15 protein-coding genes are annotated in these 15916 nt (G+C 67.5%); 9 read left to right on the top strand and 6 right to left on the bottom strand.

What is annotated here, in order from left to right:
- Window positions 1-52 precede the first annotated feature (52 nt).
- The 4 genes from D7006_RS12970 to D7006_RS12955 are packed head-to-tail and all read left to right on the top strand — an operon-like array spanning window position 53 to window position 3817.
- The gene (locus tag D7006_RS12970; RefSeq protein ID WP_237353273.1) at window positions 53-1786 is read left to right on the top strand and encodes a glycosyltransferase family 39 protein; all 1734 of its coding nucleotides are present in this window, start codon (window positions 53-55) and stop codon (window positions 1784-1786) included.
- A complete protein-coding gene (locus D7006_RS12965; RefSeq protein WP_237353272.1) occupies window positions 1783-2745 on the top strand; it encodes a phosphatase PAP2 family protein in 963 nt (320 codons plus the stop codon). The genes D7006_RS12970 and D7006_RS12965 overlap by 4 nt, the downstream gene beginning before the upstream one ends.
- The gene (locus D7006_RS12960) at window positions 2742-3488 is read left to right on the top strand and encodes a glycosyltransferase (RefSeq protein ID WP_237353271.1); all 747 of its coding nucleotides are present in this window, start codon (window positions 2742-2744) and stop codon (window positions 3486-3488) included. Before D7006_RS12965 ends, D7006_RS12960 begins: the two co-directional genes overlap by 4 nt.
- A complete protein-coding gene (locus D7006_RS12955; protein ID WP_029558685.1) occupies window positions 3488-3817 on the top strand; it encodes a lipid-A-disaccharide synthase N-terminal domain-containing protein in 330 nt (109 codons plus the stop codon). Before D7006_RS12960 ends, D7006_RS12955 begins: the two co-directional genes overlap by 1 nt.
- A gap of 87 nt (window positions 3818-3904) precedes the next feature.
- Here the strand turns inward: D7006_RS12955 and D7006_RS12950 are convergent, their stop codons facing one another.
- From D7006_RS12950 to D7006_RS12935, 4 genes are all read right to left on the bottom strand, one after another.
- The gene (locus D7006_RS12950; protein ID WP_024278846.1) at window positions 3905-4681 is read right to left on the bottom strand and encodes an amino acid ABC transporter ATP-binding protein; all 777 of its coding nucleotides are present in this window, start codon (window positions 4679-4681) and stop codon (window positions 3905-3907) included.
- 10 nt (window positions 4682-4691) lie between these two features.
- Window positions 4692-6101 carry an amino acid ABC transporter permease gene (locus D7006_RS12945; RefSeq protein WP_237353270.1) on the bottom strand — a complete coding sequence of 470 codons (1410 nt, stop codon included), beginning with the start codon at window positions 6099-6101 and terminating at the stop codon, window positions 4692-4694.
- Between the two features lies 1 nt (window position 6102).
- A complete protein-coding gene (locus D7006_RS12940; protein ID WP_237353269.1) occupies window positions 6103-7398 on the bottom strand; it encodes an amino acid ABC transporter permease in 1296 nt (431 codons plus the stop codon).
- Between the two features lie 126 nt (window positions 7399-7524).
- Window positions 7525-8535, bottom strand: coding sequence for an amino acid ABC transporter substrate-binding protein (locus D7006_RS12935; protein ID WP_024278849.1), 1011 nt, complete (start codon window positions 8533-8535; stop codon window positions 7525-7527).
- A gap of 179 nt (window positions 8536-8714) precedes the next feature.
- Between D7006_RS12935 and metC the strand changes: the two genes are divergently transcribed.
- Together metC and D7006_RS12925 are read left to right on the top strand one after the other, a co-directional pair.
- Window positions 8715-9929 (top strand): cystathionine beta-lyase, encoded by a 1215-nt coding sequence (metC, locus tag D7006_RS12930; RefSeq protein ID WP_237353268.1) that lies wholly within the window; start codon window positions 8715-8717, stop codon window positions 9927-9929.
- 83 nt (window positions 9930-10012) lie between these two features.
- On the top strand, window positions 10013-10207 hold the full coding sequence (locus D7006_RS12925; RefSeq protein WP_169120074.1) for a hypothetical protein: 195 nt from the start codon (window positions 10013-10015) through the stop codon (window positions 10205-10207).
- A gap of 17 nt (window positions 10208-10224) precedes the next feature.
- On the opposite strand, the gene panC is transcribed toward D7006_RS12925, so the two are convergent.
- A complete protein-coding gene (panC, locus tag D7006_RS12920) occupies window positions 10225-11070 on the bottom strand; it encodes a pantoate--beta-alanine ligase (protein WP_237353267.1) in 846 nt (281 codons plus the stop codon).
- Between the two features lie 157 nt (window positions 11071-11227).
- On the opposite strand from panC, the gene D7006_RS12915 reads away from it, so the two are divergent.
- Complete coding sequence (locus D7006_RS12915) at window positions 11228-11962, top strand: VWA domain-containing protein (RefSeq protein WP_237353266.1); 735 nt, start codon at window positions 11228-11230, stop codon at window positions 11960-11962.
- Between the two features lie 73 nt (window positions 11963-12035).
- Window positions 12036-12755, top strand: coding sequence for a DnaJ domain-containing protein (locus tag D7006_RS12910; protein WP_237353265.1), 720 nt, complete (start codon window positions 12036-12038; stop codon window positions 12753-12755).
- Window positions 12756-12770: 15 nt separating this feature from the next.
- Here the strand turns inward: D7006_RS12910 and D7006_RS12905 are convergent, their stop codons facing one another.
- The gene (locus D7006_RS12905) at window positions 12771-14804 is read right to left on the bottom strand and encodes a D-alanyl-D-alanine carboxypeptidase (RefSeq protein WP_237353264.1); all 2034 of its coding nucleotides are present in this window, start codon (window positions 14802-14804) and stop codon (window positions 12771-12773) included.
- A gap of 295 nt (window positions 14805-15099) precedes the next feature.
- Here D7006_RS12905 and D7006_RS12900 point away from each other — a divergent pair, with 295 nt between their 5' ends.
- Window positions 15100-15432 (top strand): phasin family protein, encoded by a 333-nt coding sequence (locus D7006_RS12900; protein WP_169120082.1) that lies wholly within the window; start codon window positions 15100-15102, stop codon window positions 15430-15432.
- Window positions 15433-15916: the final 484 nt, after the last annotated feature.

Raw genomic sequence — 15916 nt, 5'->3', positions numbered from 1 at the left:
CGGGCGTTTCTGTTATTGTCCGCGCCCATTTCGAGCGGATCCAGACCGAAGCATGGCCATCTCACAGCCCGCATCCGATCATCGGCGGGCGTTCGATCTTGACCTGCCGCAGCGCCTCGTGGGGATCCTCGACACGGCGTCGGCGCGTCATGGCCGTGCCGTGCTGCTGCTGGTGGCCGTCGCCCTCATCTCGTTCCTGCCGGGCTTCTTCAACCTCTCGCCCATCGATCGCGACGAGGCGCGCTTCGCCCAGGCGACGAAGCAGATGCTGGAAAGCGGCAATTACATCGACATCCGCTTCCATACCCAGGTGCGGTACAAGAAGCCCATCGGCATCTACTGGTTGCAAGCCGCAACGGTCAAAGCCGGCGAGGCGGTGATCGGGCCGTCCGCCCGCACCTCCATCTGGCTCTACCGCCTGCCGTCTCTGGTCGCCGCCATCGGCGCGGTGCTGCTCACCTATTGGACGGCCCTCGTCTTCCTCTCCCGACGCGGCGCGCTGTTCGCATCCCTGATGATGGTGGGATGCGTGCTGCTGGGGGTGGAAGCGCGGCTCGCCAAGACCGACGCGGTGCTGCTCTTCACCATTCTCGCGTGCTTCGGCGCGCTGGCGCGGGCCTATATCCGTCCGCCCGGGGCGCGCCTCGGCGACTGGACCCTCGCCTTCATCTTCTGGACCGGCCTTGCGGCGGGCATCCTCGTGAAGGGGCCGGTGGCGCCGCTGTTCATCGGGCCGGCCATCGCGGCGCTCGCCATCGCGGACCGCTCCGGCGCCTTCCTGCGGCCGCTGAAGCCCCTTCCGGGCCTGCTGTGGTGCCTGTTGCTGGTGCTGCCGTGGTTTGTCGCCATCTACCTCGTTACCAACGGTGCCTTCTATCAGCTGGCCGTCGGCGTCGACATGATGGGCAAAGTGGCCGAAGGCGCGGAAGGCCACTGGGGGCCGCCAGGCAGCTATTTCCTCGCCGCATGGGGCACGTTCTGGCCGTCCATCGTGGTGGCCGCCCTGGCCGCCCCCTGTGTCTGGCGCAACCGGCGCGGGCGGGCGGAGCGGTTTCTGCTGTGCTGGCTGGTGCCGAGCTGGGTGGTGTTCGAGATCGCCGTCACCAAGCTCCCGCATTATGTGCTGCCGGTCTATCCGGCGCTGGCGATCCTCTCGGCCCTCGTCGTCGAGCGGGGCGGACTGGCCGCCGTGGGCTCGCGGCTCGCCGGCGTGGTCTGGTTCTGGCCGGGCTTCGGCATTGTGGTCTCGCTGGCGCTTGGCGCGGCCTATCTCTATTTCGGCAGCGGCTTCGGCCTCGCGGCGTGGCCGCTGCTGTTGCTGGGCGTCATGCTGCTGTGGTGGGCGGCGCGGGCCTACTCACGGGTTGGGATCGAGGGGGCGTTCCTCACCGCGCTCGCCGGCGCGATGATGCTCTATCTCGCCGTCTGGCAGACCATGCTGCCGCAGATGCGGGCGCTGTGGATTTCCGAGCGGCTCGCCGCCGTGGTGAAGCAGCAGGGCTGCCCAGCCGCAAACGTCGCTTCCTTCCCCTATCAGGAGCCGAGCCTCGTCTTCCTCGTGGGCACGCAGATCCAATACGGCCTGCCCAAGGAGGCGGCCGCGCTGCTGAAGAAGGGAGGCTGCGCCCTGGCCTTCATCGACGAGCGCTTCACACCGGTCTTCGAGCGGCACGCCGGGCTGCTCGGGCTCAAATATCACGCGGTGGCGACCATCTCCGGCTTCACCTATAACGGCGGGCGACCCACCTCCATCACCGTGTTCCGCTCCGACGAGGCCGCCCCATGAGCACCGAGGTCGGCACCGGCGCGGCTCAGTCCGGTTCGCTCGCCGCAATCCTGCGGACGGTGGGAGAAGGCGTGCGCCTGCTCCTCCTCTCCATCTGGCGCGGCCTCGCATATCTGCGCGACCGCCGTATTGGCGTGCCGCGCCCGCGCCTCGGCTTCCTTGGGCGCTGGGAGGCTCTGGCGCTCGCGGTGCTGACGGCGGGCGTCGTGGCGGCGCTGATGCTGCTGGTCGACCCGCTCACCATGGGCCTCAGGCTCAAGGCGCCGTCGTGGCTCGTCATCTTCAGCGACCGCCTCACCGACCTCGGCTTCAGCGGCGTGGTGCTGTGGCCGCTCGGCATTGGCCTTGCCTATGCGTTGATGCTCACCCACGTGGGCGACGAGATGACCCGGCGGATCGCCGCCAGTGTCGCGGCACGCCTCGGCTTCCTGTTCCTCGCCATCGCGCCGGTGGGGCTCCTGGTGGCCATCGTCAAGCACAGTCTCGGCCGGGCGCGTCCCCACGCCGCCATGCACATCAAGGGCCCGAGCCCCGAGATGACGTTCGATTTCCTGATCTGGAAGTCGAGCTTCGCGTCGTTCCCTTCGGGGCACGCCACCACCACATTCGCGGCCGCGGTGGCCTTCGCCGCCCTGTTCCCGCGGGCGCGGACGATCCTCCTCGTGGCGGCCTTTCCCATCGCCGCGACCCGCATCGTGCTCAGCTCCCACTATCCGAGCGACGTGGTGGCCGGCGCGGTCCTTGGGACAGCCGCCGCCTTGTGGACGGTCAAGCTGTTCGCCGCCCGCCGCGTCGTCTTCGCGGTTGACGCGGGCGGGACGATCGTGCCCATGGCGGGGCCGTCCGCGCGACGGCTCGCGCGGCTCCTCGCTCCCGTCAATCCCGCGCGGGCTGGATCCTCCCTTCCGCCGCCGCAAGACATGAGCACAGCCGTTCCAGCCCAAGAGGCGAGACCTTGACTTCCCCTTCTTCCGAAACCGCCGCGGCCCCCCGGCTGTCGGTGGTGATCGCCGTAAAGGACGAGGCGGACAACGTGCTGCCGCTGATCGAAGAGATCGATGCGGCGCTATCGTTCGAACCGTTCGAACTGATCTTCGTGGACGATGGCTCCACCGACGCCACCCGCGCCAACCTGCGGCTGGCGCAGCAGACCCGTCCCTATCTGCGCATCGTCGCGCACGAGAAGGCCTGCGGGAAGTCCGCGGGCGTCGAGACCGGCGCCTGGGCGGCGCGGGGCGATCTTCTCCTGCTGCTGGACGGCGACGGCCAGAACGACCCCGGCTATCTGCCCGAGATGGTCCGTGTCATGGACGCGGGCGGGCCCCGCGTCGGCATGGTGCAGGGCGAACGTCAGGGGCGCAAGGACACTGGCTTCAAGCGCTTCCAGTCGCGGCTCGCCAACCGGGTCCGCCGCAGCCTGCTCAACGACGGCTCGCGCGACACCGGCTGTGGCCTCAAGGTCGTGCGTCGGGAGGTGCAACTGCGCCTGCCCATGTTCGACGGCCAGCACCGCTTTATGGCGGCCCTGGTGCGACGCGAGGGCTACGACATCCTCACAGTGAAGGTCGTGGACCGCGAGCGCTGGCACGGCGTGTCGAAATACGGGTTCTGGAACCGCCTGTGGGTCGGCATCATCGACATGTTCGGCGTGTTCTGGCTGGTCCGCCGCCGCCGCACGCCGCATGTGGTGGAGCGCGGGTGATGGTCTATTACCTGTCGCAGATCGGTCGCTACATGACCGAGGTGTTCATCGACCAGTTCGACTGGTGGGTGGCGCTGGGCCTTGTCGCGCAGTTCATGTTCACCATGCGCTTCGTGGTGCAGTGGATCGCCAGCGAGCGGGCGCAGCGCTCGGTCATTCCCTTTGCGTTCTGGACCTTTTCTCTCGGCGGCGGCTCGCTGCTGCTGGTCTATGCCATCTACCGCAAGGACCCGGTGTTCATCGCCGGACAGGCGCTCTCCACCTTCATCTACATCCGCAACCTGCAGTTCGCCCTGCGCGAGCGGCGGGCGAACCGCGCGGTGACGTAAGCCGCGCCTTTCCAAGCCGTAACCTGCGCAAGCTCCGGCCCCCGGTGAGGCCGGAGGGCGGCGGCGTGCCGTGGGACCATCGCCTTCTCAGTGCAGGATCTGGCTGAGGAAGAGCTTGGTGCGCTCGTGCTGCGGGTTGGAGAAGAAGGCGTTGGGCTCGTTCATCTCCACGATCTGCCCGGCATCCATGAAGATCACCCGGTTCGCCACCTGACGGGCAAAGCCCATCTCGTGGGTCACGCACAGCATGGTCATGCCGTCCTGGGCCAGCGACACCATGGTGTCGAGCACCTCCTTCACCATCTCGGGGTCGAGGGCGGAGGTCGGCTCGTCGAACAGCATGATGCGCGGACGCATGCAGAGCGCACGGGCGATGGCCACGCGCTGCTGCTGGCCACCGGACAGCTGGCCGGGATATTTGTGCGCCTGGTGCGGGATCTTCACCTTCTCGAGGAAGTGCATCGCCAGATCCTCGGCCTCCTTCTTCGGCATCTTGCGCACCCACATGGGGGCAAGCGTGCAGTTCTCGAGGATGGTGAGGTGCGGGAACAGGTTGAAGTGCTGGAAGCACATGCCCACCTCGCGGCGCACCTCGTCGATGCGCTTGAGGTCGTCGGTCAGCTCGATGCCATCCACAACGATGCGGCCCTTCTGGTGCTCTTCCAGACGGTTGATGCAGCGGATGAGGGTGGACTTGCCCGAGCCGGACGGGCCGCAGATGACGAGGCGTTCGCCCCGCTCCACGGTCAGGTTCACGTCCCGGAGGACGTGGAAGTCGCCGTACCACTTGTTCACGCCGGTCATCTCGACCGCGATCTTCGGGGCGGTGGCCTCGACTTCGGCGATGATGGGATCGGTGCTCATGAAGTCCCTCTCAGTGTCGCTGGGCCCGGTCGAGGCGCTTCTCCAGCGCCATCGAATACCGGGACATGCCGAAGCAGAAGACGAAGTAGATGATGCCGGCGAAGCCGAAGCCGGTGAACAGGGTGGTGGGCGAGGCCCAGTTGGGATCGGTGAAGGCCGCGCGCATGGAGCCGAGCAGGTCGAAGATCGAGACGATCAGCACCAGCGTCGTGTCCTTGAACAGGCCGATGAAGTTGTTGACGATGCCCGGGATCACCAGCTTCAGCGCCTGCGGGAGGACCACAAGGCGCATCATGAGCCCCGAGCGCAGGCCCACCGCCATGGCGCCCTCATACTGGCCCTTGGGGATAGCCTGCAGGCCACCGCGCACCACCTCCGCCATGTAGGCCGAGGCGAACAAGGCGACGCCCACCAGCGCCCGCAGCAGTCCGTCGATGGTGAAGCGGCCGGGCAGGAACAACGGCAGCATGTAGGTGGCGAAGAACAGCACCGTGATGAGCGGAACGCCGCGCCAGAACTCGATGAAGATGATGCACAGCCACTTCACCAGCTGCAGCTTGGAGCGCCGGCCGAGGGCGAGGAGGATGCCGAAGGGCAGGGACACGGTGATGCCGGTGACGGCGATCACCAACGTCACCAGCAGTCCGCCCCACAGGCGCGTCTCGACCTGGGGCAGGCCGGTGTCGATGTCCACCGCCAGCAGCACCACGGCGAGCACGCCGAGCACGCTGAGCGTCGTCTGCGCCGCCGAGCGTCCGCCCTCCGGCCCCGCAAGGAAGCGGGAGATGCCGAAGGCGATGGCTGTCAGCAGGACTGTCGAGAGGACGTAGTCGACCCAGAAGCCGATCCGCAGGCCCTGAGCGCCGCCGATGGTGGAGAAGTCCACGCCGAGCCAGCCGAGGACGAAGCGCTGGAGATCGAGATTGCCGCCGGTGAGCAGCACGAAGGCCACCACCGGGTAGACGCCGAAGAAGGCGATGGCGTTGAGCCGCTTGTAGGGCAGGCTCTGGATCAGCAGAGGCAGCAGCAGAAGGGCGCCGAGCCAGTACACCACATTCACCCGCCAGCGCTCGCTGGCCGGGTAGAAGCCGTAGATGAGCTGGTCGAGCTTGGCCCAGATGAAGGGCCAGCAGGCGCCCACCGGCCGCCCGAGCTTTTCGGCGAGGCAAGCGTCGCGGTTGGTGCCGGTCCACACCGCATCGATGAGGAAGAATTTGATGAGCGGCGGCACCGTCACATAGACGAGCCAGATGCCGAACAGCGTGAGCAGCACCTGCGGCACCGAGCCGAACAGGTGCTGGCGGGCCCACAGGATGGGGCCGCGGGTCGAGACCGGGGCCGGCTGCGGCTCGTGGAACGCCGTCGAGACGAAGGGCGTTGCGGGCGTGATGGAGGGGCGGGGGGCGGAGATATCCGTCATGTCACCGCTCCACCAGCGCGACGCGCTTGTTGTACCAGCCCATGATCGCCGACGTGACGATGGAGATGGTGAGATAGACCGCCATGATGATGGCGATGATCTCGATGGCCTGGCCGGTCTGGTTCAGCGTGGTGCCTGCGAAGACCGCGAACAGGTCGGGATAGCCCACTGCCACGCCCAAGGACGAGTTCTTGGTGAGGTTGAGATACTGGCTGGTGAGCGGCGGCACGATCACCCGCATGGCCTGGGGGATGATGACGAGCCGCAGCGTCGGCCCATTGCGCAGGCCGAGCGAATGGGCCGCCTCCGTCTGGCCCTTCGACACCGCCAGGATGCCCGAGCGCACGATCTCGGCGATGAAGCCGCCGGTATAGATGGAGAGCGCCAGCAGCAGCGACACGAATTCCGGGATGACGCGCAGCCCGCCGACGAAGTTGAAGCCGCGCAGTTCCGGCTTCTCGACGCCGACCGGGAAGCCCATCGCCGCGGAGGCGAGGAGCGGCAGCACGATGATGAGGCCCAGCGAGGTCCAGAAGACGGGGAAGAAGTGTCCGGTCGCCTCCCGCCGCTTCTTTGCCCAGCGTGCGAGCAGGAAGCTCAAGATGAAGGCGGCGATGAGGGCGTAGAGGATGGCCATGGAGCCGTCCTCGAAGATCGGGCGCGGCACCACGAGGCCGCGATTGTTCACGAACACGCCGGGCGCCGCGAGGCTGGCCGCATAGGCCGAGAGCGGGCCGCCGAGGAAGCCGAGGCCGATGGAGGACAGGCCCGAGCCGATGGCGCCGAGCAGCGGCTGGAGGCCGAAGCCCCAGCTCTGGCGCGGACCCGGCAGGGTGGCCAGCACGGCGAGATACCAGAACATGATCTGGAACAGCGGCGGCAGATTACGCGTGATCTCCACATAGGCGGAGGCCAGCGCCTTGATGACCACGTTCTTCGACAGCCGGGCCACGCCCATCAGGAAGCCGATGAGGGTCGCCAGGATGACGCCGAGGAAGGCCACCAGCAGCGTGTTGAGCAGGCCCACCAGGAAGGCGCGGCCGTAGGACATGGATTCGTTGTAGGGGACCAGCGACTGGCTGATGGCGAAGCCGGCACGATTGTCGAGGAAGCCGAAGCCCGAGGCGATGCCGAGCCGGGTCAGGTTGGACTGGGCGTTGGAATAGAACGACCACAGCAACCAGACGAGGATGACCGCAACGGTGATCTGGATGACCTGGGACCGCAGCTTTGGATCCGTCCAGGACCAGCGACGGCCCTTTGGCCGCGGCGGCGCGGCAGGGCTGACTTCAGACATGAAACCCCCGAAAGCTCAGGCCTTTGGCCTGTGTTCTTGGTGGCGGAGGGCACGATGCCCGCGTCCTCCGCCCCGTCTTCAAGCCCAGCTCTCAAGCAAGGCGCGGGCCATCAGGCCCCGATGCGCTCAGCGCACCGGCGGGCCGTACTGGATGCCGCCCTTGGTCCAGAGGTTGTTGAGGCCACGCTCGATGCCGAGCGGCGTGGCGGGGCCGACATTGCGGTCGTAGATCTCGCCGTAATTGCCGGTCGCCTTGATGATGCGCACCACCCAGTCGGGGGTGAGGCCGATGCCCTCGCCATACTTGCCGTCGGTGCCGAGCAGGCGCTTGATGTCCGGGTTCTCGGACTTCACCATCTCGTCGACGTTCTTCTGGGTGATGCCCAGCTCTTCGGAGTTCAGCAGCGCGAAGTAGGTCCACTTCACGAGGTCGAACCACTGGTCGTCACCGTGGCGCACCAGCGGGCCGAGGGGCTCCTTGGAGATGGTCTCGGGCAGCAGGACGTGGTCGGCGGGGTTGGTGAGCTTCAGGCGCACCGCGGCGAGCTGGGACTTGTCCGAGGTGAACACGTCGCAACGGCCGGATTCATAGGCCTTCACCGTCTCGTCGAGGGTCGCGAAGGCGATGACCTCGCGATACTTCATGTTGTTGGCGCGGAAGTAGTCGCCGACATTCAGCTCGTTCGACGTGCCGGTCTGCACGCAGATGGAGGCTTCCTGCAGTTCCTTCGCGGACTTCAGGCCCACCGACTTGCGGATGAGGAAGCCCTGGCCGTCGTAATACATCACGCCGGCGAAGTTGAAGCCGAGGGTGGTGTCGCGCGACATGGTCCAGGTGGTGTTGCGCGACAGAACGTCGATGGCGCCGGAGGTCAGCGCCGTGAAGCGGTCCTTGGCGGAGAGGGGGGTGAACTTCACCTTCGTCGGGTCGTTGAAGATGCCGGCAGCGATGGCGCGGCAGAAATCGACGTCGAGCCCGCTCCATTCATTCTTGTCGTTGGGGCTGGAGAAGCCGGGCAGGCCCTGCGTCACGCCGCAGTTGAGGGCGCCTCTCGCCTTCACGTCGTCGAGGGTCGCGGCCTGCACGGCACCGGCCAGCGACAGAAGTCCTGCTGCTGCGAGGAGGATGCGTTTCACGGAAGGTTCCTTTTTTCGCGACGACGAGCCCCTGCCGTGGCCGCCTCCCGCCGCGATCCGGCACGAGATGGCTCGACGGACGGATCAAGGCCGTCTATCCCGCCCATCACAACCCCTCACAGCGGAGCGGTCAATAGCGGCCGATCGGTCGCAAGCTGCCGTGACCACAGGAGATGTGCATGTCGGACGCAAGCAGGGATGACCACGGGGCAGACGGAGCGTCAGGCGCGGAGCGGGGCACGGCCACGAAGATCGTCCATGCCGGCCGCGATCCCCGCCGTTTCGACGGATTCGTGAACACCCCGGTGGTGCGCGGCTCCACCGTGCTCTACCCGAACTACGACGACCTCATTCACCATCGCGCGCGCTACACCTACGGCCGCCACGGCAATCCCACCAGCGAGAGCCTGCAGGTCGCGCTCACCGCGCTGGAGGGCGGCGACGGCGTGGTGCTCACCCCGTCCGGCCTGTCGGCGGTGACGACGGCGCTGCTCGCGGTCGCCGGCAGTGGTGATCACGTGCTCGTGGTGGACAGCGTGTACCGGCCCACTCGCAATTTCTGCGACGGGCTCTTCGCCCGCCTCGGCGTCGAGACCACCTATTACGATCCCCTGATCGGCGCGGGCATCGAGGCGCTGATCCGGCCGAACACGAAGGCGATCTTCCTGGAGGCGCCCGGCTCCCAGAGCTTCGAGATGCAGGACGTCCCGGCCATCGTCGCGGTGGCGAAGGCGGGCGGCATCACCACGCTCATCGACAACACCTGGGCGACGCCGGTCTTCTTCAAGCCGCATGCGTTCGGGGTGGATATCTCCATCCAGTCGGGCACCAAATACATCTGCGGCCACGCGGACGTGAGCATCGGCACCATCTCGGCGGTCGGTGACGCACTCAGGAAGGTGCGCGCCACCTACAGCGCGCTGGGCATGACGGTCGGCCCCGACGACATCGCGCTTGCCGCGCGCGGGCTGCGGACGTTGGCGGTGCGGCTCGCCCATCACCAGAAGGCTGCGCTGGAGATGGCCGAGTGGCTCGCCGCGCGGCCGGAAGTCTCGCGCGTGCTGCATCCCGCGCTCCCGTCCGATCCCGGCCATGCCATCTGGAAGCGCGATTTCTGCGGCGCGAGCGGCCTGTTCAGCCTCATCCTGAAGCCGGTGCCGGAAGCTGCGGTCGCGGCCTTCTTCGATGCGCTGACGCTGTTCGGGATGGGCTATTCCTGGGGCGGATACGAGAGCCTCGCCATCCCCTTCGACTGCAAGGACTATCGGACGGCGACGCAGTGGGAGGTGGAAGGGCCGGCGGTGCGCGTGCACATCGGCCTCGAGGATACCGCCGACCTCAAGGCCGATCTCGACCAGGCCTTCGCCCGGATGCGCGAGGTGGCCGCAGGCTAGTCAAACCTTCCCGGCGTCACGGGGAAACCCCTGGCGCTGGGGAGCGTTCTCCTTACGGAACACAACACCGTCAGGAGAACACCATGCAAGATCCCAAAGAAGCCCGCGAAGACGTGGACTTTCATCGCACCGATGGCCGCACCATGGACGGGGCGCCGGTGAAGACGGCATCCAAGGCCAGGCAGGGCGTCACGTCCGGCCGCATGCTGATGGTGCTGTCCGTCGGCCTCGCGCTGGTCGTGATCGGCTTTGCTGCGAGCTATATGGGGGCGGTCTAGACCGCCGCCCATTCGCTTCACACGGGGATGTTGTCGATCAGGCGGGTCTGGCCGAGCCAGGCGGCGGCGAGAAGCCGGATCGGCTCCTTGGCGTCCTTGAGCGGCGCCAGTGTTTCGGCATGGCGGGCCGCCACATAGTCCACCTTGAGGCCCAGCGCCGAAATCATGCCGGAGGCGGTATCCACCGCCGCCTGCGGTTCGGTGCCCGAGCGGATCTGCTCGGCGGCGCGGGTGAGGGCGGCGTAGATCACCGGCGCGATCTTGCGCTGCTCCTCGTCGAGATAGGCGTTGCGGGAGGAGAGGGCGAGGCCGTCCTCCTCGCGTATGGTCGGCACCGGCACCACCTCGACGCCGAGATCGAGATCCTTCGAAAGCCGCGTCACCACCTTGAGCTGCTGGTAGTCCTTCTCGCCGAACATGGCGTAGTCGGGCGTGCACTGGGTGAAGAGCTTGCCCACGACGGTCGCGACGCCGCCGAAGAAGTGCGGCCGGAAGTCCGTCTCCAGCCCCTCGGAGGGACCGCCCACGGTGATGCGCGTGGCAAAGCCTGCCGGGTACATCTCGGTTGCGGTCGGTGCATAGACGAGATCGACGCCCACCTCCGACAGCTTGGAGAGGTCAGCTTCCAGCGCGCGGGGATATTTGTCGAAATCCTCGTGGGGGGCGAACTGGGCCGGATTGACGAAGATCGACACAACGGTACGGCCGGCGAGTTCCCGCGCCTTCTCGGCCAGAGCCATGTGGCCCACATGCAGCGCGCCCATGGTGGGCACCAGCGCCACCTTGGAGCCTTCGGCCCGGAAGCCGGCCACTGCCGACCTCAGATCGCGCACGCGCCCCACAACCTTCGGCAAAGTCGCCATCGTCCCATCCCCTCGATACGGCGCCCGGCCGCTGGGGGGTGCAGATAGGCCCTGGGCCGGTTCGCTTCAAGCCATTGCGGTGCATCCGTCGCGGCCGAAGGGGAGGGGCCTTGGTGCGCCGTCCGAAGCGGCTTATGTGTGAACAAGAGAGGAACCGATGGCGACGCGCGACGACAGCAAGGGGAAACTGGCGGAAACCAAAGCGGGCGGAACGGTTCCGGTTTCCGGCTCGGCCGAGGTGGAGGCATTCCTCGCCGCGGCCCGCAGCATGCCGCCGGCCCGCCCTGCGGATGGACGTGGGCGACTGTCCTTCGCGCTCGATGCCACCGGCTCTCGCCAGCCCACATGGACGCTCGCGTGCGACATCCAGGCGGACATGTTCGCCTCCGCCGCCGCCCATGGCGGCCTCGACATGCAGATCGTCTATTACCGGGGACAGGACGAGTGCCGCGCCTCCCCCTTCGTGCGCGATGCCGCGACGCTGGGCGGGCTGATGCGCCGCATCTCCTGCATGGGCGGCCTCACCCAGATCAACCGCATCCTCGGCCATCTCGGCAAGGAAGCCGAGCGCTCGGGGCTGCGCGCCGCGGTCTTCGTCGGCGACGCGGTGGAGGAAGATCCGGCGGTGCTGCGGGAGGCCGCCGGGCAGCTGGCCTTGCGCGGCGTGAAACTGTTCATGTTCCAGGAAGGCTACGACGCCCGGGTGGAAGACGTCTTTCGCGGCCTCGCGCAGGTCACCGGGGGAGCGTGGTGCCGGTTCGATCCCTCGGCCCCCGGCGAGCTTCGCCAACTGCTCGCGGCGGTCGCCGCCTATGCGGCCGGCGGCCAGATGGCGCTGACGTCCCGCCGCGACGCTGGCGCCCGCCGCCTCATCGCCGCCATGGGCCGCTGACCGGTGGCGCTTCGCCCGTCTTTCGCAATCATCCCGCCGGCGCAGGGGCGCGGCTTTCGATCCGGAGTTCTGCGTGATTAGCCTTGTCGCCGGTGCGTTGCTGCTGCTGATCGGCCTCTATGGCCTCTCGGTCTGGACCAAAGCCGATCCGAAGGTACTCATCGCCACGATGATGCGGACGCTGGCCTATGCCGCGCTGCTCGGTGCCGCGGGCGCTCTGGTCACGGGGCGGATCGGGATCGCGCTGCCGCTGGGCGCGGCGGGCGTCGCCCTGCTCGGGCGGCTCGATCCTCAGGGGATAGGGGGATATCTCGGCGGGCTGTTCAAGCGGCGGAGCGCACCGAAGACTTCGGGCGTGCGCACGGCGATGATCGAGATGGAACTGGACCACGCCACCGGCGACATGCGCGGAACCGTTCTGGCCGGGCCCCATGCCGGCCGGCGGCTGGAGGAGCTGGACATCCCCTCCCTCCTGGCGCTGCGCCCGCAGTGCGATGCGCAGTCGCTGGCTCTACTCGAAGCTTATCTCGACCGCCGGGCGCCCGCCTGGCGTGAGGACGCACAGCGAAACGCGGGTGCGGGGGATATGGGCGGAGGCGGTGGCCTGGACGCTGCGATGCCCGAGGAGGAGGCCTATCAGATCCTTGGCCTTCAGCCGGGCGCGAGCGCCGAAGCTGTCCGCTCGGCGCACCGCTCCCTCATGAAGAAGCTCCACCCCGATCATGGCGGATCCGATTATCTCGCGGCGAGGATCAACCGAGCGAAGGACGTGATCTTGCGCAAGCATCGCTGATTCTCTGTCAGAACTTCAATTCCTGATAGGCATGCAGTCGAAATCGTTACGCTTGAGTAAACGGCAAGCTTCCTTCGCCGACTTCTCATCGAACCCGGCGAAGCGGGCGCGGTAGAGCTCGGTCGAACCCTTCGTCACCTTCTCGGTATAGGGGTCGGCACCGGCCAGCGCGGACTTCACGCGTGCACGGGCGGCGTCGAGCTTGGTGCGGGCTGCGCGCTCGCCGTCGAACGCGCCGATCTGGATGCTCCAGCCATTCTTGGCCGAAGCCGGCACATGGCTGCGCTGGGAAGGGGCAGGAGCGGCCGCGGGCTGGGGAGCTGCCACCGGGGCGAGGGAAGCGGTGCGCACGGGCTTGGCGGCCTGCTGGGCGGCCTGGGGACGGGCGCGATCGTCCACCACACCTTCACGAGCGGAGCGCAGCGCGCGGGCATACGGATCGTCCGGCTCCATGGCGGCGATCCGCGCGGCGCGCATCGCCTGCTCGGCGGCGGGATCGGGCACGCCAAGGCGCGACGTGTCCTTGCCGGTCGGCGCGGCGGGAGCGGGGGCCGGCACATCGGTGCGCGCGGCGACCTGCTGCGGCTTGGCGTGGGCCCGGCCTTCCGCGGCGGCCGTGGCGGCGGCAGCGGCTGGGGACTGGGCGAGGCGGGACGGGCCGAGATAGCCAAGGACGCCCGCAGGCGTGGAGGTGAACTGGGTGGTGGCTGCTACCTGCACGAGGGCAGGGGCCGGAGCTGCAGCCACATTCGCGGCGGTGGGCTTCTGGATCGCAACGGTCTTCACCGCCACCGGCTTGATCGGCTCGGCGGAGCCGGGCTTCACCTGCGGCAGGGGCGCCGAGGGCGCGGCGGCGGCGACTATCTGGTTGGCGGTGCGCGCGGCGGGCTTGGCGGGGATGGAGGCGGTGGTGGTGGGCTCGGCATTGGCCTCGACCACGGCCGGCTTCGGCAGCGGCGCCACCGCATGGGGCTGGACGTCGTCACGGGCTGCGACGACCGGCATGGGCGCATTGAAGCTGCCCGGCTTGCCGATGGAGAAGGCGTTGTCGGCGACTTCCGTGATCTTCGGCGCCACGCGACCGCCGGCATAGGCGGTGGGCAGGTTCTGGCTGATGAGGCTGGTCATGCGCGCATCGCGCGAGCCGCCGCTGGAGCCGCCGAGCACGACGCCGACGAGATAGCGGCCGTCGCGCTTCACCGAGGTGACGAGATTGTAGCCCGAGGCGTTGGTGTAGCCGGTCTTGATGCCGTCCACGCCGTCGATCCGGCCGAGCAGGCGGTTGTGATTGCCGATGGCCTGGCCGCGATAATAGAAGGTGCGGGTGGCGAAGTACTTGTACTGCTTGGGGAAACGATCCTGAATCGCGCGGCCGAGGATGGACAGGTCGCGGGCCGTCGTCACCTGGTTCACGTTGGGCAGGCCGGACGCGTTGCGATAGACCGTGCGGCTCATGCCGAGCGCGCGGGCCTTCTCGGTCATCGCCTCGGCGAAGGCCGACTCGGAGCCGGCAAGGTTTTCGGCGATCACCACCGCCACGTCGTTGGCCGAGCGGGTGACGATCGCCTTGATGGCGTCCTCCACCTCGATGGTCTGGCCGGGCTTCATGCCGAGCTTGGAGGGCTGCTGTGACGCCGCCTTCGCGGATACCTCCAACTTGCTGTCGAGGCGAAGGTTTCCGGCCTCCAGCTGCTCGAACAGGAGGTAAAGCGTCATGATCTTGGTGACTGAGGCAGGATGTCGCAGGGCGTCCGAATTTTCCTCGTACAGCACCTTGCCGGTATTCGCGTCCACGATGATGGCGGCGGAGCCGTAGCGCCAGCGACCGCCGTCGGGGTCGGCCGCGGCTACCGTCTTGGTATTGGAGGACGGTTTCGTCTTCGACGCGGATTTCGCGGAGGACTTGGACGAAGACTTGGCGCTGCGCTCGACCTGCGTCTTCTTGCGCGGCTTCGCATCAGCCACCGTGGCGGTCAGGGAGAAGGCCGCAAGCACCGCAAGGGCAAGGGCTTTCGAGCAATTTGGCAGACCGCCGCGAGCGTAACGCATGTACTTTTGTCCCGTGTCGCTGGTCGCAGACGCCGCCCCTTTGTCCGGAACACCGATGTGACAGGGAAGCCTGGTGGCAGGCTTGTGCGTCGCACCGGAGGTCCAGGGAAGCGACCAGTGCCTGACCCTAAAAACGCGGAGTTACCAAGGCGTAAACCGGACACCCCTGCCACATTGTGCGGTGCACCATATCGCTTGACTTTCGTTGTGCAGTGCATAATATCCACAACCGAGCGGAGGCATAATCCACTCGACGCAATGCCAGCGCGTTGGCTGGCGCGAAAGGGGACACCCAATGGTTCAGAGCGCTGAAGAGCTCCAGAAGCTCAGCAAGGACAACATCGAAGCCGCGGTGAAGAGCTTCGGCACTCTTTCCAAGAGCGCCCAGGCGATCGCGGTGGAAATCGCCGATTACACCAAGGCTTCTTTCGAGCAGGGCACCGCTGCCCTCGAGAAGCTGCTCGGTGCCAAGACCCTCGAGCAGGCCATCGAGATCCAGCAGTCCTACCTCAAGACCGCCTACGAGGGCGCCGTCGCCCAGGCGACCAAGCTCGGCGAGCTCTACACGGAGCTGGCGAAGGAGAGCTACAAGCCCTTCGAGACCTCCTTCGGCAAGTTCGGCCGCTGAGGCAAAATCCCCGGGCTTTGGCCTGAGGTTCGCCCCGTCCGGCGCGCTGCATTGCGTGCCGGGGGCTGGATGATCCCGCGAGGCCTCCCGTGAGGGCTGGCCTCCCGGTGCCGCGCCGGGGGCTCGTATCGCGTCGCGCCCCGGCGCTCCCACTTCTGGCGATCCGGCCGCGCACTGGCACCGGCCCGGTGAAGCGCGGGCCTTTTGCGTTCTGGCTTCGCCCTCTGCCGGCCCCGCGCATCAAAGCGCCGCACGCGCGATTTGCGCAGCCGACCTTGCGCCCGCCCGCATTGCTCCCGACATAGAAGCCGACCGACGTTCCTGCGACCGCGTGCGCCCGACGCACCGTGGTACTGGCGCGGACGCACTGATTTTTCTATGATTGCCAGCCGTCAAGGGCTGCGTCGAGGCTCCGGGTTGCCGCCGGAGATTGCGACAGGGCGCGAGGATCATGAAGCACGTTTTCCATCCGTCTCATCCGGCA

Origin of the sequence: Xanthobacter sp. YC-JY1 (assembly GCF_021730305.1) — a bacterium.
Lineage (GTDB): Bacteria > Pseudomonadota > Alphaproteobacteria > Rhizobiales > Xanthobacteraceae > Xanthobacter > Xanthobacter flavus.
The sequence above is the reverse complement of the archived record's forward strand: the minus strand, read 5'-3'. Positions and strand labels throughout refer to the sequence as shown.

Coding starts and splice junctions, on each gene's coding strand:
- D7006_RS12915 (WP_237353266.1), top strand. CDS start 11,228: ATGGCGACGCGCGACGACAGCAAGGGGAAACTGGCGGAAACCAAAGCG.
- metC (WP_237353268.1), top strand. CDS start 8,715: ATGTCGGACGCAAGCAGGGATGACCACGGGGCAGACGGAGCGTCAGGC.
- D7006_RS12940 (WP_237353269.1), bottom strand. CDS start 7,398: ATGTCTGAAGTCAGCCCTGCCGCGCCGCCGCGGCCAAAGGGCCGTCGC.
- D7006_RS12965 (WP_237353272.1), top strand. CDS start 1,783: ATGAGCACCGAGGTCGGCACCGGCGCGGCTCAGTCCGGTTCGCTCGCC.
- D7006_RS12955 (WP_029558685.1), top strand. CDS start 3,488: ATGGTCTATTACCTGTCGCAGATCGGTCGCTACATGACCGAGGTGTTC.
- D7006_RS12900 (WP_169120082.1), top strand. CDS start 15,100: ATGGTTCAGAGCGCTGAAGAGCTCCAGAAGCTCAGCAAGGACAACATC.
- D7006_RS12945 (WP_237353270.1), bottom strand. CDS start 6,101: ATGACGGATATCTCCGCCCCCCGCCCCTCCATCACGCCCGCAACGCCC.
- panC (WP_237353267.1), bottom strand. CDS start 11,070: ATGGCGACTTTGCCGAAGGTTGTGGGGCGCGTGCGCGATCTGAGGTCG.
- D7006_RS12970 (WP_237353273.1), top strand. CDS start 53: ATGGCCATCTCACAGCCCGCATCCGATCATCGGCGGGCGTTCGATCTT.
- D7006_RS12905 (WP_237353264.1), bottom strand. CDS start 14,804: ATGCGTTACGCTCGCGGCGGTCTGCCAAATTGCTCGAAAGCCCTTGCC.
- D7006_RS12925 (WP_169120074.1), top strand. CDS start 10,013: ATGCAAGATCCCAAAGAAGCCCGCGAAGACGTGGACTTTCATCGCACC.
- D7006_RS12950 (WP_024278846.1), bottom strand. CDS start 4,681: ATGAGCACCGATCCCATCATCGCCGAAGTCGAGGCCACCGCCCCGAAG.